This is a genomic window from Phaeobacter sp. G2, from assembly GCA_025163595.1.
GTDB lineage: Bacteria > Pseudomonadota > Alphaproteobacteria > Rhodobacterales > Rhodobacteraceae > Pseudophaeobacter.
Window position 1 is genome coordinate 3,449,948 of sequence record CP104100.1, and the last position, 23,103, is coordinate 3,473,050.

Consider the following 23,103-nt stretch of genomic DNA (forward strand, 5'->3'; position numbering starts at 1 on the left):
TTATCCCCTTAAGCGAAATCTGCGGCGAATTCGTCCAGCGCTGCTTTGATTTTGTCGGCGGCATCGCCCTTGATCTTTGGATCTTCGGTCGAAATCCACTCGAGCAGATCAGCGTGCTTGCCACGCAGATGCGCCAGCATGCCTTCTTCATAGCGGCCCACGGACTTTACGTCGATCTTGTCGAGGTAGCCTTGGGTGCCGGCGAAGATCACGCAAACGATTTCTGCGTTGGTCAGCGGCGAATACTGCGCCTGCTTCATCAGCTCGGTCAGACGGGCACCACGGTTCAGCAGCTGCTGAGTGGCGGCGTCAAGGTCAGACCCAAACTGCGCAAAGGCCGCCATTTCGCGGTACTGAGCCAGTTCCAGTTTCACCGGACCCGCAACAGACTTCATCGAGTTTGTCTGGGCCGAGGAGCCAACACGCGAAACCGACAGACCGGTGTTCACAGCAGGACGGATGCCCTGGTAGAACAGTTCGGTTTCCAGGAAGATCTGACCATCGGTGATCGAAATCACGTTGGTTGGAATAAAGGCGGAAACGTCACCACCCTGGGTCTCAATAACGGGCAGAGCCGTCAGGGAGCCAGCGCCGAAGTCTTCGTTCAGTTTAGCCGAACGTTCCAGCAGGCGGGAGTGCAGATAGAAAACGTCACCAGGATAGGCTTCACGTCCGGGCGGACGACGCAGCAGCAGCGACATCTGACGATAGGCAACAGCCTGCTTGGAAAGGTCATCATAGATGATCAGACCGTGCTTGCCGCTGTCACGGAAGTATTCCGCCATCGCGGTGGCCGCATAGGGGGCCAGGAACTGCAGAGGCGCAGGATCGGACGCGGTTGCAGCAACCACGATCGAATATTCCATCGCGCCGGCTTCTTCCAGCTTTTTCACCAGCTGAGCAACAGTCGAACGCTTTTGACCAATCGCGACGTAAACGCAGTACAGTTTCTTCGACTCATCGTCGCCTGCTGCATCGTTGTAGGATTTCTGGTTCAGCATGGTGTCCAGCGCGATGGCTGTTTTACCAGTCTGACGGTCACCAATGATCAGCTCACGCTGGCCACGGCCAACGGGGATCATCGCATCAACAGATTTCAGGCCTGTCGCCATCGGCTCGTGAACCGATTTACGTGGGATAATGCCTGGTGCTTTGACATCGGCAACGCCACGCTTTGCAGCGTTGATCGGGCCTTTGCCGTCCAGGGGGTTACCCAGACCGTCAACAACGCGACCCAGCAGTTCGGGGCCAACGGGAACGTCCACGATCGAGTTGGTGCGCTTAACAGTGTCACCTTCTTTGATGTCGCGGTCGGAGCCAAAGATAACGATACCAACGTTATCGGCCTCCAGGTTCAGCGCCATGCCCATAATTCCACCAGGGAATTCGACCATTTCACCAGCCTGAACATTGTCGAGACCGTAGACGCGGGCGATACCATCGCCAACGCTCAGCACGCGACCAATTTCAGCCACCTCGGCTTCCTGACCAAAATTATTGATCTGGTCTTTTAGGATCGCAGAAATTTCTGCTGCTTGGATACCCATTTATCCGACCTCTTTCATTGCATTCTGTAGGGAGTTGAGCTTGGAGCGGATCGAGCTATCGATCATCTTTGAGCCCACTTTAACGACGAGACCGCCAATGATGCTATCATCGACGGTTGCATTGATGGTAATCTTTTTGCCTACGCGCTCTGCCAAAGTTTTGGCCAGCTTTTCGCTCTGGGTCTTGGTCAGCGCCTTGGCAGAAACGACCTCTGCGGTCACTTCACCGCGGGCCTCAGCCAGACGATCCCGCAGAGCGGAGATCAGCGCTGGAACCACAAACAGACGGCGCTTTTGCGCCATCAGAGCCAGAGTATTGCGCAGAACGGGCGCCAGGCCCATTTTATCCGCAACTGCCGCAATCGCGGCACCCTGCTCATCCCGAGAAATCAGCGGAGAGCTGATCAGGTTTTGCAGGTCGTCACTGTCAGCCAGGGCAGCTGCCAGATCATTGATGCTGGTTTCAAGGCTATCGAGCGCCTTGCTTTCTTCGGCGATCTCAAAGACCGCAGTGGCATAGCGCGCAGCAATGCCTGCTGAAATCGAAGCTGGTTCGGACACGTCCACCCTTCCGACATTTGGCCCCGGTTGGCATGTCTGCGAGCAGACGGCGTCCGGGGGCGTGAGCAAGCCCCACCAAAAGCGGCAGGGCGTTAAAATCAGCGTGGATGTAACAGAGCCTTAGCAACCTATCAACTGTCTATAGCCCCTAGGGTGAATTCCGTGACTTCAATGTTTTCAATCAGTTAGCCAAACTGCGGCTGTTTGCCCCTCTAAACAAAAGCATTTTTATCTACGTTACGGCAGCAATTTACGATTCCTGACTGCGTAAAAACGACACTATTGCCCCCGATAGTCCTGCCGGATGCTGCCAGCATTCAAGCCTCCGTTACAAAAAGTTACAAACAGAATCATCTTCGCACCCCACTTCCTCCCGCGGCAATCGCCCCTCGACCGGCGCAAGCCTGCACCGGGATTGGGTGGGCCATTATTCGCCGGGCGCAGGATTTCAGGCGGGCAGGCTTATTCAGGCGGGCAGGCAAATACAGGGGCAGCTCAGGCGGGGTCTGGCAAGGGATTCGACAACCCCTCAAGAACCCGGATCGGGTTGGCACGCTTGACCTTGGTCATATGCCCATGTTGCGGATGGGTCTGTTTGCTGACCTCGACCATAAACACGCCCCCCGCCAACATCGTTGGCAACCGCCGCCCGACCCGCTCAAACAGGGCACCCGACTTGAGCCAGAACCGTTTCTGGCTTGGCATTCGATACAGCGCAGCGGCATGGCGTTCGATGGTGAACTCATGCAGGCGCAGCTGGTTTTCAAGCTGGATAAGCGTGTAGGGGCGTCCATAGCCAAAGGGAGTCTTGTCAGACCGCGCCCAGAACCCGGCCCGGTTGGGCACCACAAAGATCGCCCGCCCCCCTGGCCCCAGAACCCGGCGACATTCCTCCAGCAACTGGGATGGCCGCTCCGAGGTCTCCAGCCCATGCATCACCACCAGGCGATCCACCCGCCCCGTTTCGATCGGCCAGCTGGTCTCTTCACACAGGACCGACACATTGGGCATGCCTGCAGGCCACTGCATCACCCCTTGGGGCCCTGGCATCAAGGCAATGACCCGGCGCGCCTCAGCCAAATAGGGCCGCATCAAGGGGGCGGCAAAGCCAAATCCCGCCACGGTCTGCCCCGCGGCTTCTGGCCAGAGCTCCAACAATCGGTTCCGCACCGAAGCCTGCGCCGCACGACCCAGAGTACTGCGGTAATAAAAATTCCTAAGATCCTGAACATCAAGATGCATTGCGGGTGCCTGCTGCTTGGGCCAATCTATGCGCAGTGTAACAATGGTGAGGCGAAAAACCATGCCCCTGGAAATCATTACCCTGCCCTGTCTCTCGGACAACTATGCCTATCTGCTGCACGATGCCAAGAGCGGTCAGACCGCTTTGGTGGATGCGCCGGAAGCAGCTGCGGTGAAAACAGCGCTGAGCACCCGTGGCTGGGGCTTGGATGCGATCCTGCTGACCCACCACCACTATGATCACATCGACGGCGTGGACGAGCTGCGCCGCAGCTATGGCGCCAAGATCTATGGCGCCAAACCCGACACCCACCGCCTGCCACCGCTGGACCATGCGCTGGACTATGGCGCCCGCTTTGAATTGTTTGGCGAAGAGGTCCAGGTGTTGGATGTCTCGGGCCACACCATTGGGCACATCGCCTTTTTCCTGCCAGAGAGCCAGGCCGTCTTTACCGCCGACAGCCTGATGGCGCTTGGCTGTGGTCGCCTGTTTGAAGGCACGCCAGACATGATGTGGGACAGTCTCAACCGTCTGATGGCACTGCCGCCGCAGACCATGGTTTACTCTGGCCATGAATACACCCAATCCAACGCCCGTTTTGCGGTTACAATTGAGCCTGACAATGCCGCCTTGCAGCTGCGCGTTGATGAAATCACAAAAAAACGCGCCAAAGGCGAAGCCACTGTTCCGTCGCGATTGCAGCTGGAACTGGACACAAATCCGTTCTTGCGGGCTCATCTGGATAAAGTCAAATCAGCCATCGGCATGGAAGACGCTGAAAACGCAGATGTTTTTGCAGAAATTCGTCACCGGAAGGACACGTTCTAGCACCCGCGACCACGGTTTGAGCCTTCAAGGGCCGAGTGCAATTCAACCGCTTTAAAAAGAAATGTGACCCAAATTTGAAAGAAAGTCCTTGAAGCTGCCGCTCTATCAACCAAACTCTAATACTATGAGGACATGGTTGATGCACGGGGAAGAGGCAGAAAGCCGATGCCCCGGTCAACCCAAGAACAGAGGAGCACGCCCGTGCCTTCATTCTCGAGCACACTAGAACAAGCCATTCACGCCGCGCTCGCGCTGGCGAATGAGCGGCGCCATGAGTTTGCCACGCTGGAACACCTGCTGCTGGCTTTGATCGAAGAACCAGAAGCCGCCCGCGTCATGCGCGCCTGTGGTGTTGAGCTGGGTCAGCTGCGCGCTTCGCTGATTGAATTTGTTGACGAAGATCTCGCCAATCTGGTGACGGATGTTGATGGATCCGAAGCGGTCCCGACAGCAGCCTTCCAGCGGGTTATTCAGCGCGCCGCCATCCACGTGCAAAGCTCTGGCCGCACCGAAGTCACCGGGGCCAACGTTTTGGTCGCGATCTTTGCAGAACGCGAGAGCGACGCGGCCTACTTCCTGCAGGATCAGGATATGACCCGCTATGACGCAGTGAATTTCATTGCCCATGGCGTGGCCAAGGATCCCGCCTTTGGCGAATCCCGCCCGGTCACTGGCGCCCCCGAAAGCGAAGAAGAGGCCATGGGCTCCCCCCCGCCCGGCGAAGGCGACAAAAAAGAAAGCGCGCTGGATAAATACTGCGTCGATCTCAACGCCAAATCCCGCGAAGGCGACATTGATCCGCTGATTGGCCGCAGCCATGAGGTGGAGCGCTGCATCCAGGTGCTGTGCCGCCGCCGCAAGAACAACCCGCTGTTGGTGGGGGATCCCGGTGTTGGCAAAACCGCCATTGCCGAAGGTCTGGCGCGCAAGATCGTTCAGGGCGAAGTCCCCAAGGTTCTGGCTGAAACCACCATCTTTTCGCTCGACATGGGGGCGCTGCTGGCCGGCACCCGCTATCGCGGCGACTTTGAGGAGCGTCTCAAAGCAGTGGTGACAGAACTGGAAGACCATCCCGATGGCGTGCTCTTCATTGATGAAATCCACACGGTGATTGGCGCTGGTGCCACCTCTGGCGGTGCCATGGATGCCTCTAACCTGCTGAAACCTGCGTTGCAGGGCGGCAAGCTGCGCACCATGGGCTCCACCACCTACAAGGAGTTCCGTCAGCATTTTGAAAAAGACCGCGCCCTGGCCCGTCGTTTCCAAAAGATCGACGTCAATGAACCTTCGGTTCAAGATGCGGTTGAGATCCTCAAAGGGCTGAAACCCTATTTTGAGGAGCACCACAGCATCAAGTTCACCGCCGATGCGATCAAATCCGCTGTCGAGCTGGCCGCGCGCTATATCAATGACCGCAAACTGCCCGACAAGGCCATCGACGTGATTGATGAGGCCGGTGCTGCACAGCATCTGGTGCCGGAAAGCAAACGCCGCAAAACCATCGGCGTCAAAGAGATCGAGGCCGTCGTGGCCAAGATCGCCCGCATTCCCCCCAAGAGCGTCACCAAGGACGATGCCGAGGTGCTGAAGGATCTTGAAAAAAGCCTCAAGCGGGTTGTCTTTGGCCAGGACGATGCCATTGATGCGCTGTCCAGCGCCATCAAACTGGCCCGTGCCGGTCTGCGTGAACCCGAAAAGCCCATTGGCAACTATCTCTTTGCAGGCCCCACGGGCGTCGGCAAAACCGAGGTGGCCAAACAGCTGGCCGACACCCTGGGTGTGGAGCTCTTGCGCTTTGACATGTCGGAATACATGGAGAAACACGCGGTTTCCCGTCTGATTGGCGCCCCTCCCGGCTATGTGGGCTTTGATCAGGGTGGCTTGCTTACCGATGGGGTGGATCAGCATCCGCACTGCGTACTGCTGCTTGATGAAATCGAAAAGGCGCACCCGGATGTTTTCAACATCCTGCTGCAGGTGATGGATAACGGTCAGCTCACCGATCACAACGGCCGCGCGGTGAACTTCCGCAACGTGGTACTGATCATGACCTCCAACGCTGGTGCCTCAGATATGGCAAAGGCTGCGATCGGCTTTGGTCGTGATCGCCGCGAGGGTGAAGACACCGCCGCGATTGAGCGCACCTTTACGCCGGAATTCCGCAACCGTCTGGACGCTGTGATCGCCTTTGCGCCACTGCCCAAAGAGGTCATCCTGCAAGTGGTCGAGAAATTCGTGCTGCAACTTGAAGCCCAGTTGATGGATCGCAATGTCTCGATTGAGCTGACCCGCAAGGCTGCGGAATGGCTGGCGGAACGAGGCTATGATGATCGCATGGGCGCACGGCCTCTTGGCCGGGTCATTCAGGAGCACATCAAGAAACCGCTCGCCGAAGAACTGCTCTTTGGCAAGCTTGCAAAAGGTGGGCTGGTCAAGGTTGGCATCAAGGATGGCAAGCTCGATCTGCGGATCGAAGGGCCAACCAAGCCACGGATCTCTGGCGACAAACCGCCATTGCTGACTGCTGACTGATCATGCGGCTATCTTTCGGAGCGTTTCTCCTTTCGCTCGTCACGGCACCTGCCGTGGCGAGCGATTTCACCTTGCAATGGCCGCTGGATTGTCGCCTGGGAGAAACCTGTCACATCCAACAATATGTCGACCATCTCCCTGGCCCGGCGACCCAGGATTACAAATGCCAGGGGCTAAGCTACTCCGGGCATAAAGGCACTGATATCGCCCTGCCCTATCTGAGCGACATGCAGGCAGGAGTCGCGGTCCGGGCCGCAGCACCAGGGGTTGTCCAGGGGGTGCGCAACACCATGCCGGATACCTATTCCACCCAGGAAAACGCCGAGCTTCTGAAGGGGCGCGAATGTGGAAACGGCGTTGTCCTACGCCATGAAGGCGGCTGGGAAACCCAGTATTGCCACATGAAACAGGGCTCTGTCCGGGTGCAAAAAGGCCAGCAGATAGCAGCTGGAACCGCTCTGGGCGAAGTCGGGCTTTCTGGCAAGACCCAATTCCCCCATCTACACCTGTCACTCCGCCTAAACGGAACGGTTGTAGACCCCTTTGCCCCGGAAGGGCGCCCATCCTGTGATCTGGATACAGAGACCGCACCCGCCTCTAGCCTATGGGCCGAGCCGCTGCCCTATCAGCCAGGGGGCTTTCTGGGGGCCGGGTTCTCTACCCATGTTCCAGAGTTCATAGAAATCAAATCCGGCGCGGCGACGCGTGAGCGGTTGACCACACAATCGCCGGCACTGGTGTTTTGGGCCTATGCCTTTGGTGGCCAAAAGGGCGACCGTGTGCGCCTGACCATTTCCGGGCCTAAAGGCGTCTTTTCCGTTCACGAAATCACGCTTGAACGCGATCAGGCGCAGTTTTTCCGGGCCTCTGGCAAACGGTTGCGCAGCGAAGCTTGGGATTATGGGCGTTACACGGCATTGGCGGTGCTGCTGCGCGATGAAGAAGAAATTGACCGGATAGAAGAGGTTGTCGACCTTCGCTGAGCGCCCTGCCCGGGAAAACCTGACTGCTGGAACTTGGCTGGAGCGAATTGACTGAAGCGCCTGGGCCGTTGCCCCGGTCAGCGCTCAGTGAACTTCAGCTCGATCCGGCGGTTTTGAGCTCGGGCCTCCGGGGTATCATCGGTATTCACTGGCTGGAACTCTCCAAAACCATTGGCCGCCAGGCGATCCGGCGCAATGCCTAGGTTTTCGATCATAAAGCGCACCACCGACAGCGCCCTGCCCTGGCTGAGTTCCCAGTTATCGCTGTATTTTTCGCTGCCTGCCATGGCCGTATTGTCGGTGTGACCATCCACCCGGATGATCCAGTTCAGCTCTGGTGGGATCTCGGCGGCGACGCTCTGCAAGATCTTCGCCACCTTGGTGATCTCGCCCTTGCCCGCGCTGGACAGATCTGCACTGCCCGAGGCAAACAGCACCTCAGAGGCAAAGACAAAGCGGTCGCCCTCGATCCGAACACCCTCCTGGCTGCCCAGAACATTGCGCAGGCGTCCAAAGAACTCTGAGCGGTAGCGCTCCAACTCCTCAGCCTTGGTTTCCAGGCTCTCTGCCTTGCTGGCCAATTCTGCTGCCTCAACCTCCAGCCGTTTGCGTTCGCTTTCTTCCAGCAGGCGGCGGCGGCGCTCTTCTGAGGCGGCCCGTGCCAAGGCCGAGTTCAAATCCTGACCGAGGTTCTGCAACTGCACCTGCTGCGCCGCATCGCGCGCTTGGTAGTCGTCCAAAATGGCCTGCAGCCCACCCAATTGCTCGCGCAGGGCAGCAACCTGCTGGTTCAACAGCGCAGTCTCGCGCTGCGCTTCGGCTGAGACGGTTTTCTGATCTGCCAAGGCGGCCTGGGCCTGGGCCAAAAGAGCCGCCCGGTCCTGCGCCAGGTTGCGATCCGTTTTGGCACTACTTTCAGCCTCTTGCTGGGCATTTAAGGCCGCCAGAAGCCGTTGCTGCAAAACCGCCTGATCGCTGGCCGCCGCCTGGGCATTTTCCAAAGCATCCAGCGCTTCCAGCAGGCGCAGCTCAACCGAGGCACGTTCCTCAGCGGTTGAACTGGCAGCGCGGCGGGCAGCTGCCAGTTCGTTCTGCGCCTGCAGCAGTTCTGCCTCTAGCCCGGACATCACCGAGGCCGTATCGGCCTGCAAACGGGCCAGTTGCGTCGCAATCTCAAGCTGGGCCTCTTCTGCCTCAGCCCGTTGTGCCGCCAGTTGCTGCTCCAACTGCAAGACCGTTTCGGCCTGCTGCCGCTGCAGGTTGGCCAGCTCGCTTTGATACTGGGTTTCAGTCTCCACATTGGCGGCGCGTTGCCGCGCCAGCTCTGCCTCTAGTGCTGCCTTGTTTTCAGCGGCCAAGCGGCGGGCGCCGTCCAGCTCAGCATTCAGACGCTCTTGTGTGGCATTGCTATCCTGACGCAGCCGGTTCAGCTCGATTTCAAGCGCTGCGACACGGCCTTCGGCGGCGGATTGTGAGACCTGCATCTGCGCCAGCACTCGCGTCAGACGTTCGGCCAGCTCATCCCGCTGCTGCCCCTGCGCCTTGGCCGTCTCCAGGGTTGTCAGGGCCTGTTCCAGATCGCTGTTCAACTGTTCCTTGGCCTGTTCAGCCGCCGCCAACAGCGTCAGCGTATCCTCCGCCTCCTGCCGCTGACGTTCCAGCGACAGGGTCATCGCCGTCAATTCTGCATCCGCAGTTTCAAGACGCGCCCGCAGGGCTTCGGCGGCGGCGGCTTCGACAAGACGGGCTTCTTCTTCGGCACTCAGCTGCGCGGTCAAGGCCGATACCGTGCTTTCCTGCTGCGCGCCCTGCGCCTCAAGATCAGCGATCAGCGCCTCCAGGGCTTCGCGTTTGGCCGCCGCCAGGCGGGCGTTTTCAACACCGGCATCAATCTCTTCGCGTGCCTGGGCCAGGGCGATATTCATCGCCTCCGCTTCACTCAGCAAGGTGCTGCGCTCCAGCTCAAGGGCGTCCCGGTTTTCAGTCAGCTCCGCAATCCGCGCCTCAGCAGCATCCCGCCCGGCAATAAAACTCGCTACCTGCGCCTCAAAGGCGGTGATCTGGCTTTGTGCCTGCGCCAGAGCCGCCCGTTGCTGATCCCGGTCAGCCGTCAGCCCGGCAATCACCGCGCGCTGCTGGTCCAAGGCGTTTTGCGCCTGCGCCAGATCGCTTTGTGTGGTGGAAAGCGTCGAGCTGAGCGCCCCGAGCCGCGCATTCAGGCGGCTGTTGTCGCGTTCTTCCAGTCCCAGTGCATTGGCCAGCGCCTGCACCTCGGATGACAGATCATCCAGCTCGCTTTCCTGGCCGCTGATGGTCTCGCGCAGCACAAATTGCACCACCATAAAGATGGTCAGCAAGAACATCAGAACCAACAACAGGCCCGTCATGGCATCGACAAAACCGGGCCAGATAGAACTCTGAAATCGCTGCCCGCTGCGCCGCGACAGGGCCATGGTCTAGTCCTCGCCTTGCAGAAAGGTGGAGCCGGCGCTCTGCTCGGGCTCTGGCGCCTGGCGCTCGCGCCCACGGGGCACTGCAAAGGCCTTGACCATAAGGTCGATATCTTTGCGCAACTCTGCCAGGCTTTCCTGGCGACCGGCGGAAATCTCTTCCAGGATGCGAAGCATCTGCACATCGATTGAGCGCAACCTCATACGGCTTTCGGCATCCATGCCAACATCGCCATGGGCGCGCATGATCTCGGTCAGGGTCTCCTGCCCCACCGCAACCCGGTCCAGCGCGCTGGAAATGCTCGCCGCCTGGTCCTGACGGGCGTTCATATCGGTTATCGCATCCACCAGCTGGGACAGCTTGTTGTCGATCTCTGCCCGACTAGAGGCATTCTGGGCAAACATCGCCTGCAGCGCATCCATCTGCTCCGCCATGGTGTCCAGCACCTCAGAGACCACGCCGGTTTCACCACCGCCGCCCTCCTCGCCTGAGGAAAAGCTGACCCGGGTGAAGGAAGACAGCCATTCCTCCAGCTCGCGGTAAAACCGGTTTTGACCGTGTCCGGCAAACAGCTCCAGCAAGCCAACAATCAGCGATCCCGCCAGCCCCAAGAGAGACGAGGCAAAGGCAACCCCCATGCCGCCCAGCTGGGCCTCAAGCCCGGTCATCAGACGGTTAAACACCGCAATGCTTTCTTCGCCCTCCTGCGGGGCCAGGCTGCGAATGGTATCCACCACCGCAGGAACCGTGGTTGCAAGACCATAAAATGTACCCAAAAGGCCAAGAAAAATCAACAGGTTGACGATGTAGCGCGTGATCTCGCGCTCTTCATCCACCCGCTGCGCTACGGAATCCAGGATGGAACGTGTCGAAGACGAGCCCAACTGCATCCGGGCCGCCCGCGAGCGCAGCAGCGCCGCCAGGGGCGCCAGCAGCGAGGGCGCACGGTTCTCCCCGCGGCTGCCACCAGAGGCAAAGCTTTCGATCCAGCGCACCGAGCCAATCAGCTGCAGCACCTGCCAGAAACAGGAGAGAACGCCGATGACAAAAACAAAGACAATAAAGCCGTTGAGCCAGGGATTAGCCTGAAACACCGGCAGCACCTTGGGCAGGGCGACAAAGATGCCAAAGCCTGCAAGGCCAAGGGCGATCAGCATCAGGATGATTTGCCGAACGGGTTGCGAGAACTGCGGCCTGGTCTTGCGTTCGGTATGGGCCATATTCGGTGTGATCCTGTCAGGTTTTCAGCTCAATTCCCTTCGGAGCTTAAAGGCAAAGAGACAAAAGCAACAAGGCTTTATGCCGTAATTTCCCGCACACGCATCATCAACCACTCCAGTTCGGCGTCGCCCAGGCCAATCTCGCTGAGATGTTCAGCCGTATTGTACAGATATTCGGTATTGGGACCACGCCCGCCCACCGCAGTGGCGATGATCTGCGCCTGGTTTTCCAGCGCCATCCCCCCGCAATACTGCACGTGATGCGGATCGATGACATAGGTCACGGCCTCAACCTCTTCACCTGTGTGCAATGCAACCGTCAGATCACGTTCCAGATAGGCCGAGGAAACCAGTTCACGTTCGCGCAGATAGGCCAGGGTTTGGTCCTCTTCACCGGCGGCAACCGCCAGTGCCAGCCCGTGGCATTGCGATCCTTTGACCTCATCCAGGGCAAGCACCAGTCCTGGCGCCTCTTCGCTGCCCCGGTGGTGAATCGAAGTCATGCAAAAAGAACGCGCATAGCCCTGTAGGGTTGCTACCTCGCGGCGCGCCACCGGAAACCCCGGGTTCCACAGCAGCGATCCATATCCGAATACCCACATTGTCATGATCTATGGCCCTTTTTATCCGCCGCCTATAAACAGCAAAATGCAGGCTAGAAAAAGAGGGTCTTTGCAGAATGCGACTGCTGAAATGGCTCAGCCTTGGGGCGGCTGTCTGGATAGTGTACTGGGGGCTGGCGGCCTGGGGCCTGCGCGCGGGCTTTGAGGCCTGGTTTGACGAACAGCAACGACAGGGCTGGCAGGTCTCTTATGGGCCAATGACCACCGATGGATTTCCGGCCCGCCATGTCACCCGCCTGAACCAACCGCTGCTGGCCGATCCCGGCACCGGCGCGGCCTGGAGCGCCGATTGGATCGAATTTGACAGCCCGGCCCTCTGGCCCGGTGCACAAAGCCTGCGGTTTCCCGCAACGCCGCAACACTATTCCTTTTTTGACCAGACCCGCAGTGTGACGGCAGAGCAAATGCGCGCGGATCTGCAACTGGCCCCCGGGCTGGCGCTGGAACTGGAAAAGCTGTCGCTGACCAGCCAGGATTGGCAGATCAGCGATGCCTCTGGCGTCATCTGGCAGGCGCAGGACCTGTTGCTGGAGATGCGGCAGCTAGCGCAGGCCGAACAATACCACCTCACTGCCGTGGCGACGCATTTTGCTCCCCGGGGGCTATTGCGCACAGGTTTTAGCGGTTTAAGCCCCACAAGGGAGGATCTGCCGCCGCGGTTTGATGCTCTGCGCCTGCGCGCAGATCTGGGGTTTGATACCCCCTGGGATCGGCGCGCCATCGAATTGCGACGCCCACAGCTGCGCCAGATCAACCTGGCTCTGGCCGAGGCTCATTGGGGAGATATGCTGTTCCGGGCAACTGGAGCGCTGGAAGTTGATGAGACAGGCCGTCTGAGCGGCGCGCTGGATCTGCGCGCGGAAAACTGGCCCGCCATTCTGGACATGGCTGAGCGCCTGAGCCTGCTGCCACCAAGCAGTCGCAGAGCGGTGGAGAAAGTCCTGGCGCTGTTTTCGACCGGAACCGGGCGCGCCGCAAAGATCGACATCTCTTTGCGCTTTAAGCAGGGGCAGGTCTGGGCTGGCCCGCTGCCACTTGGCACGGCACCGCTTTTGGTTCTTCGCTGAGAGCAAAACAGCCGGACTGTCTGTAGCCGCCCGACTGGCTAACTGGCTAACTGGGAAGTGGCGGGCCAGAAGCACCAAAACACAGGGCAAAATTGAACAAATCCACAAAACAGCGGCGGGCTCCCGCCTGATTGGCGGTATTCTTGCAGAATGCCACGTCTCAGTTGGGCCGGGCGCCGCGCCTATGGCGCGGCGCGGCACCGCCCGTGGCTAAAAATTCACAGAAAACAACCCATTGGCCGTGATGCAACCCTGGGCGCAGGTGCCGCCCGTTCTGCTTAGCGGCAATAGGAACCGCTGCGGTAACTGGCAACATCCAGATGGAAATGGTCGCGGTGATAGCGGTCTGCTTCGGGGCCGAGCACAGTGCCAAAGGGGCCACAGGCCGCCTTCCAGATCCGCGTCAACGGTTTGCGGGTTTGGCGCGCCCCCCAGCCATGGAGCACTGTTACCAGTGTGCCGTCCTCCAGCTTGAAGCCGGAAATATCAATCGCCTTGCCCCGCCCATGTTCCGAGATCCGCGCCCCGGGGCGATTGTTGCGGGGACGGCAGGCATAATGCGCCGCGACGCGCAGGCTAACAACCTTGTTGCGGCGACCAAAGGCGGTTTCTACATCCTTGGACACCCAGCGTTTCAACGCATCAGCCGTCTCGCAAGTCATCACCGAGGCCTGGCTCAGCCTGACCCCCGCGACAGAGGTCACGCGCACCGCATCCCGCGCACCACAGCCCGGCAGGGCTGCCGCCACTTCGCCAACCGCCTTACCCTGGATTTCAATGTCGCCACAGACAGAGCCTTTGCGCAGCCGGCGCCGTTTGAACAAAGCCTGTTCAAAAATGGTATCCGGGCGCACTAAAGGCACCAGGGACTGATCCAACACCGGCGGCACCAGATCCGCAGATAAATCGGCAGCGGCCAGAATTTGGGCTGAAACCGGACGCTCAACAGGGCGCAGACCGCCCCCCAAGGCTGGACCACCCTGTTCGAGATCCGCCAGGGCAGCAACCGAGGACTGCGGCAGCACCGCCGCCGAGGCTGCACTCCCGGACAAGGGGCGATCAATCGGGCGCAACGAGACCTCTGGTGCCGAAGCGTGCAGCGGGGCCAGACCCGCAACACAGAGCAGCCCAGCAGCCAAAGCCGCGTTCCCGGCCCCGGTCCTGGCCCCGTTCATACCACAGTCGCGAGCCCAGACCCTGACCCGCACAACTGCCGCCTGAAAACGCCCCCATCCGATCATGGTTTATGCGCCCGGCCAAAGTCAGCCGCAGCAGTGTCCTGCCCGGCTTCGATAATGCCGCGACGGATGGCACGGGTACGGGTAAAGTAATCATGCAGGTGATCCCCGTCACCGGTACGGATGGCCCGTTGCAGCGCAAAGAGCTCTTCGGTGAAGCGGCCAAGGATTTCCAGCGTCGCCTCTTTGTTGGTCAAAAAGACATCGCGCCACATGGTCGGATCCGAAGCGGCAATCCGGGTGAAATCACGAAAGCCCGCCGCCGAATATTTGATCACTTCGCTATCGGTCACCCGGCGCAGATCGTCCGCCACCCCAACCATGGTATAGGCGATAAGATGCGGCGCATGGCTGGTCACGGCCAGCACCAGATCATGGTGATCGGCATCCATTTCATCAACATTGGCGCCCATCCCTTCCCAAAGCGCACGCATGCGCGCAACCGCCTCTTCGTCACTGCCTTCAACCGGAACCAGCAGGCTCCAGCGGTTATCAAACAGCTCGGCAAAGCCCGCTTCAGGGCCGGAATGTTCAGTGCCGGCCAGGGGATGCGCCGGGACAAAATGAACGCCATCGGGGATATGCGGCGCCACAGCTTCGATCACATGGCCCTTGACCGATCCCACATCTGACACAGTTGCACCGGGTTTGAGCAACGGTCCAATTTCGGCCATGACTGGCCCCATGGCCCCTACGGGCACACAGAGCACCACCAGATCAGCATCCGCGACGGCCTCGGCGGCGCTGTCGCAGACGCGATCACACAGCCCGATGCGCCGGGCGGTTTCGCGAGTTTCGGCGCTACGGGCATAGCCCGTGACCTCGCCCGCCAAGCCGCGCCGTTTCATCGCCCAGAACATTGAGGAGGCAATCAGGCCCAGACCAATCAGCGCCACCCGGTTGTAGACAACCTCACTCATGCGGCACCCTGCTGTGTTTTGAACTCAGAAATGGCCTTAATCAGCCGGTGGCAGGCCGCCTCGTCACCAATGGTGATGCGCAATGCGGCGGGCAGGTTATAGCCGCCCACCCGGCGCACAATCAGCCCCTGGGTTTGCAGGTAAGTGTCACAGGCCTCAGCCTCGGTCTGGCTGGCAAACCGCGCCAGAATGAAATTGGTGCAGGAGGTATCCGACGCCACCCCCAGCTCTGCCAGCGCCGCCGCCAACCAGCTGCGCCATTTGGCGTTTTCATTGCGGCAATGGTCGATATAGGCGCGATCACGCACTGCGACCTCTGCCCCGGCCAGGGCTGTGGCAGAGACATTAAAAGGCCCGCGCACCCGGTTCAGCACATCAATAATGGCTGCTGGGCCATAGCCCCAGCCAACCCGCGCGCCGCCCAATCCGTAAATCTTGGAAAAGGTCCGCGTCATAAAGATGTTGTCCCGGGTCGCAATCAGATCCGCGCCAGCGTCAAAGCCTTCGACATATTCCGCGTAGGCACCATCCAATACCAACAGCACGCCTTTGGGCAGCCCATCGGCGAGACGAGCAACCTCAGCGGCAGAAATCATCGTGCCGGTGGGATTGTTGGGGTTGGCGATAAACACCAGCTTGGTATGTTCCGAACATCCCGCCAGTAGGGCGTCCACATCGGTCACCCGCTCACGCTCCTTGACCTCGACCGGCGTGGCACCAGCGGCCAGAGCACTGATGCGATACATGGCAAACCCATGTTCGGTATAGAGCACCTCATCACCGGGACCTGCAAAACACTGGCACAAAAAGGCGATGATCTCATCGCTGCCCGCACCACAGATGATCTGCTCCGGGTTCAGTCCCTCGACTTCACCAATGGCCTGACGCAGGGCCTGATGGTCCGAGCTGGGATAGCGATGCATATTTGCCGCCGCCTCTTGCATGGCTGTAATCGCAAGCGGGCTTGGCCCCAGTGGGTTTTCATTGGAGGAGAGCTTTACGGTGTTGCTCACCCCCGCCACATGGGCCGCGCCGCTCTGATAGAGAGCGATATCCATAATACCGGGCTGCGGCGTAATCTGGGTCATACTTCGGGCTCCTTGGTTCCCCCCCGTAATAGCGAGGCGCAAGCCAATGGGAAAGCCGCAAGATGCCCCCTCTCAAATCCAGCTGCGTCAGATCCACCGCCGGGAGAAGGCGCCAAAGAGCCGCCCATTGCACAGCTCCCCGCGCCCCCGGCTGATTACTTGGCTTTTTCCAGCTTTTTCAACTTGGCTTCGGCCTGTTTTTCCACCATGTCGGTCAGCTCTTTGCGCAGTTTTGCATCCTTGCGCATGGCCTCCTCCATGGTTTTTTGCAGCACCTTGGCAGATTGCGTCCCGTCTGAGCTTTCAAGAGCTTTATTGGCGTAGGCGACAAAGACCTTATCCTGAAGCCCCTCAGCGATATCGGCATAGATCTTTGGTCCGTGCTTTTTGGCAAATTCCTCTACCGCATCAGCGCCATATTTTTTGACCAAATCCCCTTTCCAGACCGAATCCATTGCCCGGGGGATTAGTTTCTGGGCCAAAAAGCCCTGGGAATTTGCCACATAGTTAGAGCCAAATTGCGAAACCGACTTCATCGGTCCCGAGGCCATGATGCCCCCTGACAGGATCTTGACCACCGCGTCTGTGAACTCTTTCTGGTTCGGCGCGCGGCCTTTTTCTACCAGTGGTTTGAACAGCATGATCGCCTCTTTGGCGGCATTTTTGATCATTTCCTGCCCAATAGTGGTGGTGAACACCTTCTCCATAAACACGGTCAGCGACTTTTGTGAGAAGGTCTGGAACATCTTGCCCGGCAGTTGCGCGGCGACCTTGCCGGCAACACCTTTCAGGAAAGCGCCCCCTAGCTTACCCCCGGCGGCACCAGCCGCCCCTGCAAACATCGTATCCAGGGCAACTTTCTTGGCTGCGCCCTCCCAGGTGACCTTATTGCCGGCAAGGTATTCCCCGTACTGGCCAGCGCTGGATTTCATCGCCTCGGTGCCGGCAGCTGCGATCGCATGGGCCTTGACCGGGTTCATGCCTTTGGTGGCCACCAACCGTGCCGTGGCGTAGACCTCGATCACCGTAAAGGAGGTTTCGCGCACGATCTCCAGGGTGAAAACCGCCTTGCTCGCCGTGCCAATGCGGGCCTTGATAAATTTGTCAAAGGCCTTTTGCCCGGTGTTATAGACCCGCGTGGCCTTGGCATCCTGTTTTTGTATCTTAGCCCAATCCGGTTTGGAGCGGTTCACCAGGGCTTTTAGGTTGCCAGCTTCGGAACGGGCGTTCAAAATCGGGGTCCAGGGCGGGTCGGTGTCATCGTTCAGCGTCGACATGGTGAATTCGGCAATCGCCATCATCATGCCATCCTCGGCCTGGCGGGTTTTCTCCACGTCATTGCAGAAATCCACCCAGGTTTCCGCCTGCCCCAGCATCATGTTGGCCTTGGACAGGATCTCATGCTTGAGCGCCTTTTCTTTGGCCTCGAACTCGCGCACTTCGACCTGTTTGGTCTTGCCCTCTTCCTTGACCTCATAGACCGCGACCTTTTGGTCATTGGCAATCATCGCCTGCAGTTTTGCCAGCCCCGCCTTCCAGGTCCGCATTCCCGGATCCACAATACCATCCGGCTTTTTGAACCCGAGCGCGTTTTTCTGGAAGCTGCGGATATCTTTAATCAGGCCTGCGTCGCATTTTTTGGAGATCGCAATATTGGCAAACCCATTTGCCTTCAGCATCAAACGCACCAGCTCCACATCTGCGGGGGCATTTTTTACGGGCTTGAATTTTCCCTCGCCAGATTTGGCGTCAGGTTTGGTAATACGGTTCTTATCCCCCACAGGGGCAGATAGATTAAGTGCCATAACAAGGCTCCGACCAATAACAAAATAATCAACGCTGTGATCCTGCCATAAAGCCCTTGCCCCTGTCATGGGGGTTTTGACCGGTGCTTTCCCCGTCAGGCCGCGCGGGGCTGGAACCGCGCGGTTTTGGGATCCGCCAGATAGCTTTGGGCCAGATCTTCGGCGCGCAGTGTCAGCTCGTTCACGCTGTCGATGATGTATTGCACTGTTTCATCTGTCATCAGATAGGAAAAATTAAGCCTGACCCAGCCCGGTTTTTGCAGCTCTTGTCCCGACTGAAGCGCCGCAAACAAGGCCTCGGACTCGGCCTGTTCAATCCCCAGCAAGCGATGGGCATAGGGCCCGGCGCAGGCACAGCCGCCACGGGCCTGGATACCATAGTGATCGCTCAGCATTCGGGTAAACAGCTGCTGATGCACAGGCGCGCCAGAGCGCCCCCTGACCGTGAAAGAGAAAATGGGCAAGCGATGCGCCTGCGCGTGTCCCAACAGCGTGAGCTGCGGATTATCCGCCCAGCCCGCCCGCGCCATTTTGGCAAACTGCGCCTCTTTGGCCGCAATCTCTGCCTCGCCCACCACTTCCTTGACCAAAAACGCCAGGGCGGCGCGGATGTCGCCAATCACATTGGGCGTTCCCGCCTCTTCCCGCGCGACCAGGTCTTCGCTGTATTCGTGCCCCCAGGGAGACACAAAGCTGACGGTTCCACCGCCGGGCCAGGACGGGCAGCGGCGCTGAACCGCCAGCCTGTTAACCAGCAGCACCCCGGAGGCCGCTGGGCCCCCTGGGAATTTATGGGGGGAGACAACCACCGCATCCTTATGGGCGCCATGGTCCCCGGCCATCGAGATTGGCAAATAAGGGCCGCCGCCTGCGTAATCCCAGATCACCAGCCCGCCCGCAGCATGCAGCAAACGGCTGACCGGATCAGGATCAGTGAGGATCCCTGTGACATTGGAGGCCGCCGAAAAGCTGCCAATCATCAAATCAGAGCTGGCGTGCTGCACCAGGGCCTGTTGCAAGGCTTCCAGATCAATTCCGCCCTCTGCCGCCTCCGGGATCTCGACAACCTTTGCCTTGCTTTCGCGCCAGGGCAGGATGTTGGAGTGATGTTCATAGGGGCCGATAAAGACCACCGGATTGCGCGCCTCATTGACCCCAAAAAGACTGACAAGCCGGTTGAGCCCGGCCGTGGCGCCGGCGCCAGCAAAGATCACCGCATCCTGCGCACCACATTGGGTCACCCGCGCTATTTCTTGCCGCGCGGCGCGGCGCATTCGGGTGACATAGGCCCCGCAAAAGGACGCCTCGGTGTGAGAGTTTGCGTAGAACGGCAGGACATGCCTGGCAATGAAATCCTCCACCTGATGCAGACCCCGCCCCGAGGCCACATAGTCAGCATAGACCAGCGGCACATCCCCGTCCGGGCCTGGGATCATCATTCCTTCGCCAATCAGCCCCTGTGCCAGCGTTACGCCACTGGCGGCCTGGGCCAGGTCGTCTTTGAAACTTTCCAGAGGGTTCACTACTGCCGAGGTCATAGGCGCGTCTCCTAAAAGGGATTTTGTTTAATCTCCTATGTAAAACACGCAAAATCACCACAAATGTCTGATTGATTTTTCAATTTTATGTGTCATACGATCGGGTAATGGCTAATTCTATAGATCATATGGACCTCCACATTCTGCGCGCGTTGCAACGGGACGCCAGCCTGTCACAACGGGAACTGGCCGACGAGGTCGGGCTGTCGCAAAATGCCTGCTGGCGGCGATTGAAGAGCCTGAATGACAGGAAAATTCTACAAGGATCCACCATGCGGCTAGACCGCGCCCAGCTGGGTTTGGATCTGGTGGTCTTTGTGATGCTGCGGACCCGGCATCACTCTGCCGAATGGCTCACCACCTTTCGCCGCCATGTGCTGACCATTCCCGAAGTGGTGGATTTCCACCGGATTGGCGGCGATTACGACTATCAGCTGAAGGTGGTGACTCAGGATATGGGCAGCTATGACCAGGTCTATCAACGGCTGATCAGCGGCGTCGAACTGGACAGCGTCACCTCATATTTTGCGATGGAAACCATCGCAGAGGCCCGCCCGCTGCCACTGTGACCTCAGATCAGCAAAGGTCACACCGCCAACGGGGCTCGCCCCTCGGGGTCTTCCCCTAATGGCCAAAGGCCTTGTCTGGCATCCAGGACGGGCGCTTTCCCTGAGGCCCCATGCGCATGTGCAAACAGGCAGTGCCAAGGCGCTGAAAATAAAGGATATCCACCTTGTACCAACCGGCCGAGGGCACCTCGACCTCGCTCATCACGGTGGAATCACAGGTTTGGCGACCATCAAACTTCCCGACCACCTGCCCGCCAATTGTCGCGCGCAGCCCGTCGTTTGTCAGAAAATCAATGCTGTGAATCCCTGGTTTGGCAAAATGCACATAGCCGTTGATCCCGGCCACCACATGCTCTGATCGTTTTGAGGTCAGCGTAATATCGCCTTCATTGGTGTCGCGGTGATCCAACCCCGCCAGAGGTCGGCCACGTTCCGATTTAATCTTCAACGCTGAAGAGGCTTCAACCAGTGTTCTGACATCCACCGGGTAGGCATAGCGCACTGCAAGCCCCGGCTTTAGCCCCGACGGTTGCGGATTGGCAGGCTGCAGTTTCAACGGCGCCGCGCTGAGCGCCGTGGCGCAGGTCACAACAATGGCGGCAAGTGTACCGGTCCAAAAGCGTTTCATTTCATACTCCCGTTTTCCCGGCACCTAAAAGCCCCGGTTCCTTTTCCTTACGGTAGCGACCAATCCCGGCAAAAGACAACCGCTTTTCCGCTTTGAATACTTCGCTAGGCTAGCAGATCCGGAAGCTACGCACCCTGATCTGACGCTGCTCCAGGAGACTTCGGAGCCATGCCAAAGGGTCAAATGCAAAAAGGGCCGCCCGCAGGCAGCCCTTTTCTCCAACAGCCACAAAGGGCGTCAGGATTAGTTTTTGGCGTAGAATTCCACAACCAGGTTTGGTTCCATAACAACCGGGTAAGGCACATCGGCCAGACCAGGCGCGCGCACAAAAGTCGCGGTCATTTTGGAGTGATCGGCTTCGATGTAGTCAGGAACGTCACGCTCGGCCAGGGCAACGGCTTCCAGCAGAACGGCCAGTTGCTTGGACTTGTCACGCACAGCGATCACGTCGCCTTCTTTGACACGGTAGGAGGCGATGTTGACGCGCTGACCGTTTACAGTGACGTGGCCGTGGTTGACGAACTGACGTGCGGCAAAGACGGTAGGCACAAATTTGGCGCGGTACACAACAGCGTCCAGGCGGCGCTCGAGCAGGCCGATCAGGTTTTCACCAGTGTCGCCTTTTACACGCTCAGCTTCGGCGTAGATGCGGCGGAATTGCTTCTCGGTGATGTCGCCGTAGTAGCCTTTCAGCTTCTGCTTGGCACGCAGCTGAATACCAAAGTCGGACAGCTTGCCCTTGCGGCGCTGACCGTGCTGGCCGGGGCCATATTCACGACGATTAACCGGGGACTTAGGACGACCCCAGATGTTTTCGCCCATGCGGCGGTCAATTTTATACTTGGCAGACGTACGTTTAGTCACGGCTGTTCTCCTTTTTAGTTGCTCCGCGATCTACCCGAACGGTTCCCACTTTTCGGATTGCGGACGCAGGCGCCTACAGTCATGATCAGCCAGAACGCAGCCAAGAAAACGGCGGCTATAAAGGGCGTTGTCCTCTTAGGGTTAAATCTTGCGATCCGCGCCTATGACAGGAATCCCCTTGCGGGGCCCACCAACACCAATGAAGTGGCGCTTATATGCGCAAAGGAAGCAGAGTCAACAGCGCGTCTCCTGCTTCTTTGGTTTTTTTGACAGCCGTCCAGTTTAAGCGGCTTCATACATCAGGATTGCCGCCTCAGAGCTGCTCAGATTGCGGCGCGCGTAGCTGCCATAACTCATCGGATCCTGTTCGACCTGCGGCAGCACCTTACCCAACCGAATGCGGTCCTGCGTGTCCAGCGCCGACATCGCGGCACTGGCGGGGTGAAAGCTCTCACTTTCCACCCCATTGGCCCAAAGCACCTGATGTGAGCCGAGCAGAAGGTGGATATAAGTCACTTCGCGCACTGCGGTATCTGTGGCGATCGTATGGCCGTTGATCAGATCACGCGCCGCAACCAGCACCTCGCTGGTGTTGAACAGCGCCTGCACCTGACGCCCCCGCAGCAACATGCGGTGTTCAGGCGAGACCAGCAGCTCTTTTTCCGGCCTGTCGATGCCCAAAGCGCCGGCGCGGATACGCACAGGCCGCAGCTTTGGCACCACAAAAAGCCGGGCACCGCTGATCCGGCGGGCACCGATCCACTGGATTTCCTGGGCTCCATTGTCGCGGGTCTGCACCTTGTCACCTTCGCGCAGATCCTCGATCCGACGGGGGCCACTGGGGGTGGCGATCCGGGTTCCCGGCGTAAAGCAAATCACCCCACTGCCCGGCTGCCCCGGCATGGTGTCGATGGGACAGCCAATACTGCCCAGCGAGTGATGCACCACCCACAGGTCCGCGCCTTTGGGCGGGATTTCATTCACGAACATCAAAAGAGGCCGCGCGCTATCGGCGACCTCAATCAGGGTGACGGTGTAGCTTTGAACACCATTTGTCACCACAAAACTCTTATCCAACAGCGGATCTTCGACCGCGACCTCGCGCAGGTCTGTCTTATTCTGGACCGCCGCCCCGACCAGTCTGCGCACCGAGCGCGCCGCCCGACGTCGCAGATCCGTTTCTCCATTCGCCATACCCAAACGCAACAGTTCAGCCGGGCCATCAACCCGCACTGCTTCACCTTGCCAGGACCACGTGGCCCCGACATCGATAGACTCGACCGGTGCGGCCAAAAGGCCATCGACTTCTGTTTGCGACCAAGAAATGACGAACGTGCCCTGAAAGCCCGTTTTCATCTGCCTGTGTGCCTGCTCTTTTTTATATTATTAAGGGAAACT

Annotated in this window: 20 protein-coding genes; 6 read left to right on the forward strand and 14 right to left on the reverse strand. The window is 59.1% G+C overall.

Features of this window, described 5'->3' with window-relative positions:
* Window positions 1-8: 8 nt before the first annotated feature.
* The 3 genes from atpA to N1037_16480 form a co-directional block, all read right to left on the reverse strand.
* The gene (gene atpA, locus N1037_16470; GenBank protein ID UWS78845.1) at window positions 9-1,547 is read right to left on the reverse strand and encodes a F0F1 ATP synthase subunit alpha; all 1,539 of its coding nucleotides are present in this window, start codon (window positions 1,545-1,547) and stop codon (window positions 9-11) included.
* A complete protein-coding gene (locus tag N1037_16475) occupies window positions 1,548-2,108 on the reverse strand; it encodes a F0F1 ATP synthase subunit delta (GenBank protein UWS78846.1) in 561 nt (186 codons plus the stop codon).
* 495 nt (window positions 2,109-2,603) lie between these two features.
* Window positions 2,604-3,350 (reverse strand): methyltransferase domain-containing protein, encoded by a 747-nt coding sequence (locus tag N1037_16480; GenBank protein ID UWS78847.1) that lies wholly within the window; start codon window positions 3,348-3,350, stop codon window positions 2,604-2,606.
* A 61-nt stretch (window positions 3,351-3,411) separates the two neighbouring features.
* On the opposite strand from N1037_16480, the gene gloB reads away from it, so the two are divergent.
* From gloB to N1037_16495, 3 genes are all read left to right on the forward strand, one after another.
* Window positions 3,412-4,179: a hydroxyacylglutathione hydrolase gene (gene gloB / locus N1037_16485; protein ID UWS78848.1), complete on the forward strand. Its 768-nt coding sequence runs from the start codon at window positions 3,412-3,414 to the stop codon at window positions 4,177-4,179.
* Between the two features lie 201 nt (window positions 4,180-4,380).
* Complete coding sequence (clpA, locus tag N1037_16490) at window positions 4,381-6,711, forward strand: ATP-dependent Clp protease ATP-binding subunit ClpA (GenBank protein UWS78849.1); 2,331 nt, start codon at window positions 4,381-4,383, stop codon at window positions 6,709-6,711.
* 2 nt (window positions 6,712-6,713) lie between these two features.
* Window positions 6,714-7,694 (forward strand): M23 family metallopeptidase, encoded by a 981-nt coding sequence (locus N1037_16495; protein UWS78850.1) that lies wholly within the window; start codon window positions 6,714-6,716, stop codon window positions 7,692-7,694.
* Window positions 7,695-7,771: 77 nt separating this feature from the next.
* Here N1037_16495 and N1037_16500 read toward each other — a convergent pair whose 3' ends face one another.
* The 3 genes from N1037_16500 to N1037_16510 all read right to left on the reverse strand — a co-directional run bounded on the left by N1037_16500 (window position 7,772) and on the right by N1037_16510 (window position 11,973).
* The gene (locus tag N1037_16500) at window positions 7,772-10,147 is read right to left on the reverse strand and encodes a peptidoglycan -binding protein (protein ID UWS78851.1); all 2,376 of its coding nucleotides are present in this window, start codon (window positions 10,145-10,147) and stop codon (window positions 7,772-7,774) included.
* 3 nt (window positions 10,148-10,150) lie between these two features.
* Entirely contained in the window at window positions 10,151-11,365 is a 1,215-nt protein-coding gene (locus N1037_16505) for a biopolymer transporter ExbB (protein UWS78852.1), read from the reverse strand.
* 77 nt (window positions 11,366-11,442) lie between these two features.
* On the reverse strand, window positions 11,443-11,973 hold the full coding sequence (locus N1037_16510) for a gamma-glutamylcyclotransferase (protein UWS78853.1): 531 nt from the start codon (window positions 11,971-11,973) through the stop codon (window positions 11,443-11,445).
* A 71-nt stretch (window positions 11,974-12,044) separates the two neighbouring features.
* Here N1037_16510 and N1037_16515 point away from each other — a divergent pair, with 71 nt between their 5' ends.
* A complete protein-coding gene (locus N1037_16515; GenBank protein ID UWS78854.1) occupies window positions 12,045-13,055 on the forward strand; it encodes a DUF2125 domain-containing protein in 1,011 nt (336 codons plus the stop codon).
* Window positions 13,056-13,333: 278 nt separating this feature from the next.
* Here N1037_16515 and N1037_16520 read toward each other — a convergent pair whose 3' ends face one another.
* The 5 genes from N1037_16520 to N1037_16540 form a co-directional block, all read right to left on the reverse strand.
* Window positions 13,334-14,230 carry an extensin family protein gene (locus tag N1037_16520; protein UWS81383.1) on the reverse strand — a complete coding sequence of 299 codons (897 nt, stop codon included), beginning with the start codon at window positions 14,228-14,230 and terminating at the stop codon, window positions 13,334-13,336.
* 62 nt (window positions 14,231-14,292) lie between these two features.
* Window positions 14,293-15,213, reverse strand: coding sequence for a prephenate/arogenate dehydrogenase family protein (locus tag N1037_16525; protein UWS78855.1), 921 nt, complete (start codon window positions 15,211-15,213; stop codon window positions 14,293-14,295).
* Window positions 15,210-16,301 (reverse strand): histidinol-phosphate transaminase, encoded by a 1,092-nt coding sequence (gene hisC / locus N1037_16530; protein UWS78856.1) that lies wholly within the window; start codon window positions 16,299-16,301, stop codon window positions 15,210-15,212. The genes N1037_16525 and hisC overlap by 4 nt, the downstream gene beginning before the upstream one ends.
* A gap of 155 nt (window positions 16,302-16,456) precedes the next feature.
* Window positions 16,457-18,106: a peptidoglycan-binding protein gene (locus tag N1037_16535; protein UWS78857.1), complete on the reverse strand. Its 1,650-nt coding sequence runs from the start codon at window positions 18,104-18,106 to the stop codon at window positions 16,457-16,459.
* A gap of 95 nt (window positions 18,107-18,201) precedes the next feature.
* Entirely contained in the window at window positions 18,202-19,644 is a 1,443-nt protein-coding gene (locus tag N1037_16540) for an aminotransferase class V-fold PLP-dependent enzyme (GenBank protein ID UWS78858.1), read from the reverse strand.
* Between the two features lie 107 nt (window positions 19,645-19,751).
* Here N1037_16540 and N1037_16545 point away from each other — a divergent pair, with 107 nt between their 5' ends.
* Window positions 19,752-20,213, forward strand: coding sequence for an Lrp/AsnC family transcriptional regulator (locus N1037_16545; protein UWS78859.1), 462 nt, complete (start codon window positions 19,752-19,754; stop codon window positions 20,211-20,213).
* A 55-nt stretch (window positions 20,214-20,268) separates the two neighbouring features.
* On the opposite strand, the gene N1037_16550 is transcribed toward N1037_16545, so the two are convergent.
* Both N1037_16550 and rpsD read right to left on the reverse strand, forming a co-directional pair.
* Window positions 20,269-20,841, reverse strand: coding sequence for a hypothetical protein (locus tag N1037_16550; GenBank protein UWS78860.1), 573 nt, complete (start codon window positions 20,839-20,841; stop codon window positions 20,269-20,271).
* A 243-nt stretch (window positions 20,842-21,084) separates the two neighbouring features.
* Entirely contained in the window at window positions 21,085-21,705 is a 621-nt protein-coding gene (rpsD, locus tag N1037_16555) for a 30S ribosomal protein S4 (protein ID UWS78861.1), read from the reverse strand.
* Between the two features lie 81 nt (window positions 21,706-21,786).
* On the opposite strand from rpsD, the gene N1037_16560 reads away from it, so the two are divergent.
* Window positions 21,787-21,975: a hypothetical protein gene (locus N1037_16560; GenBank protein ID UWS78862.1), complete on the forward strand. Its 189-nt coding sequence runs from the start codon at window positions 21,787-21,789 to the stop codon at window positions 21,973-21,975.
* A 12-nt stretch (window positions 21,976-21,987) separates the two neighbouring features.
* Here the strand turns inward: N1037_16560 and N1037_16565 are convergent, their stop codons facing one another.
* Entirely contained in the window at window positions 21,988-23,061 is a 1,074-nt protein-coding gene (locus N1037_16565; GenBank protein ID UWS78863.1) for a Hint domain-containing protein, read from the reverse strand.
* Window positions 23,062-23,103 lie beyond the last annotated feature (42 nt).

What these genes read in the sequence shown, in the direction of transcription:
- N1037_16500 (UWS78851.1), bottom strand. Translation starts at nt 10,147, where the DNA reads ATGGCCCTGTCGCGGCGCAGCGGGCAGCGATTTCAGAGTTCTATCTGG.
- N1037_16540 (UWS78858.1), bottom strand. Translation starts at nt 19,644, where the DNA reads ATGACCTCGGCAGTAGTGAACCCTCTGGAAAGTTTCAAAGACGACCTG.
- N1037_16480 (UWS78847.1), bottom strand. Translation starts at nt 3,350, where the DNA reads ATGCATCTTGATGTTCAGGATCTTAGGAATTTTTATTACCGCAGTACT.
- N1037_16505 (UWS78852.1), bottom strand. Translation starts at nt 11,365, where the DNA reads ATGGCCCATACCGAACGCAAGACCAGGCCGCAGTTCTCGCAACCCGTT.
- N1037_16560 (UWS78862.1), top strand. Translation starts at nt 21,787, where the DNA reads ATGATCAGCCAGAACGCAGCCAAGAAAACGGCGGCTATAAAGGGCGTT.
- N1037_16510 (UWS78853.1), bottom strand. Translation starts at nt 11,973, where the DNA reads ATGACAATGTGGGTATTCGGATATGGATCGCTGCTGTGGAACCCGGGG.
- gloB (UWS78848.1), top strand. Translation starts at nt 3,412, where the DNA reads ATGCCCCTGGAAATCATTACCCTGCCCTGTCTCTCGGACAACTATGCC.
- N1037_16535 (UWS78857.1), bottom strand. Translation starts at nt 18,106, where the DNA reads ATGGCACTTAATCTATCTGCCCCTGTGGGGGATAAGAACCGTATTACC.
- N1037_16515 (UWS78854.1), top strand. Translation starts at nt 12,045, where the DNA reads ATGCGACTGCTGAAATGGCTCAGCCTTGGGGCGGCTGTCTGGATAGTG.
- N1037_16565 (UWS78863.1), bottom strand. Translation starts at nt 23,061, where the DNA reads ATGAAAACGGGCTTTCAGGGCACGTTCGTCATTTCTTGGTCGCAAACA.
- hisC (UWS78856.1), bottom strand. Translation starts at nt 16,301, where the DNA reads ATGACCCAGATTACGCCGCAGCCCGGTATTATGGATATCGCTCTCTAT.
- N1037_16545 (UWS78859.1), top strand. Translation starts at nt 19,752, where the DNA reads ATGGCTAATTCTATAGATCATATGGACCTCCACATTCTGCGCGCGTTG.
- N1037_16525 (UWS78855.1), bottom strand. Translation starts at nt 15,213, where the DNA reads ATGAGTGAGGTTGTCTACAACCGGGTGGCGCTGATTGGTCTGGGCCTG.
- atpA (UWS78845.1), bottom strand. Translation starts at nt 1,547, where the DNA reads ATGGGTATCCAAGCAGCAGAAATTTCTGCGATCCTAAAAGACCAGATC.
- N1037_16495 (UWS78850.1), top strand. Translation starts at nt 6,714, where the DNA reads ATGCGGCTATCTTTCGGAGCGTTTCTCCTTTCGCTCGTCACGGCACCT.
- N1037_16520 (UWS81383.1), bottom strand. Translation starts at nt 14,230, where the DNA reads ATGAACGGGGCCAGGACCGGGGCCGGGAACGCGGCTTTGGCTGCTGGG.
- N1037_16550 (UWS78860.1), bottom strand. Translation starts at nt 20,841, where the DNA reads ATGAAACGCTTTTGGACCGGTACACTTGCCGCCATTGTTGTGACCTGC.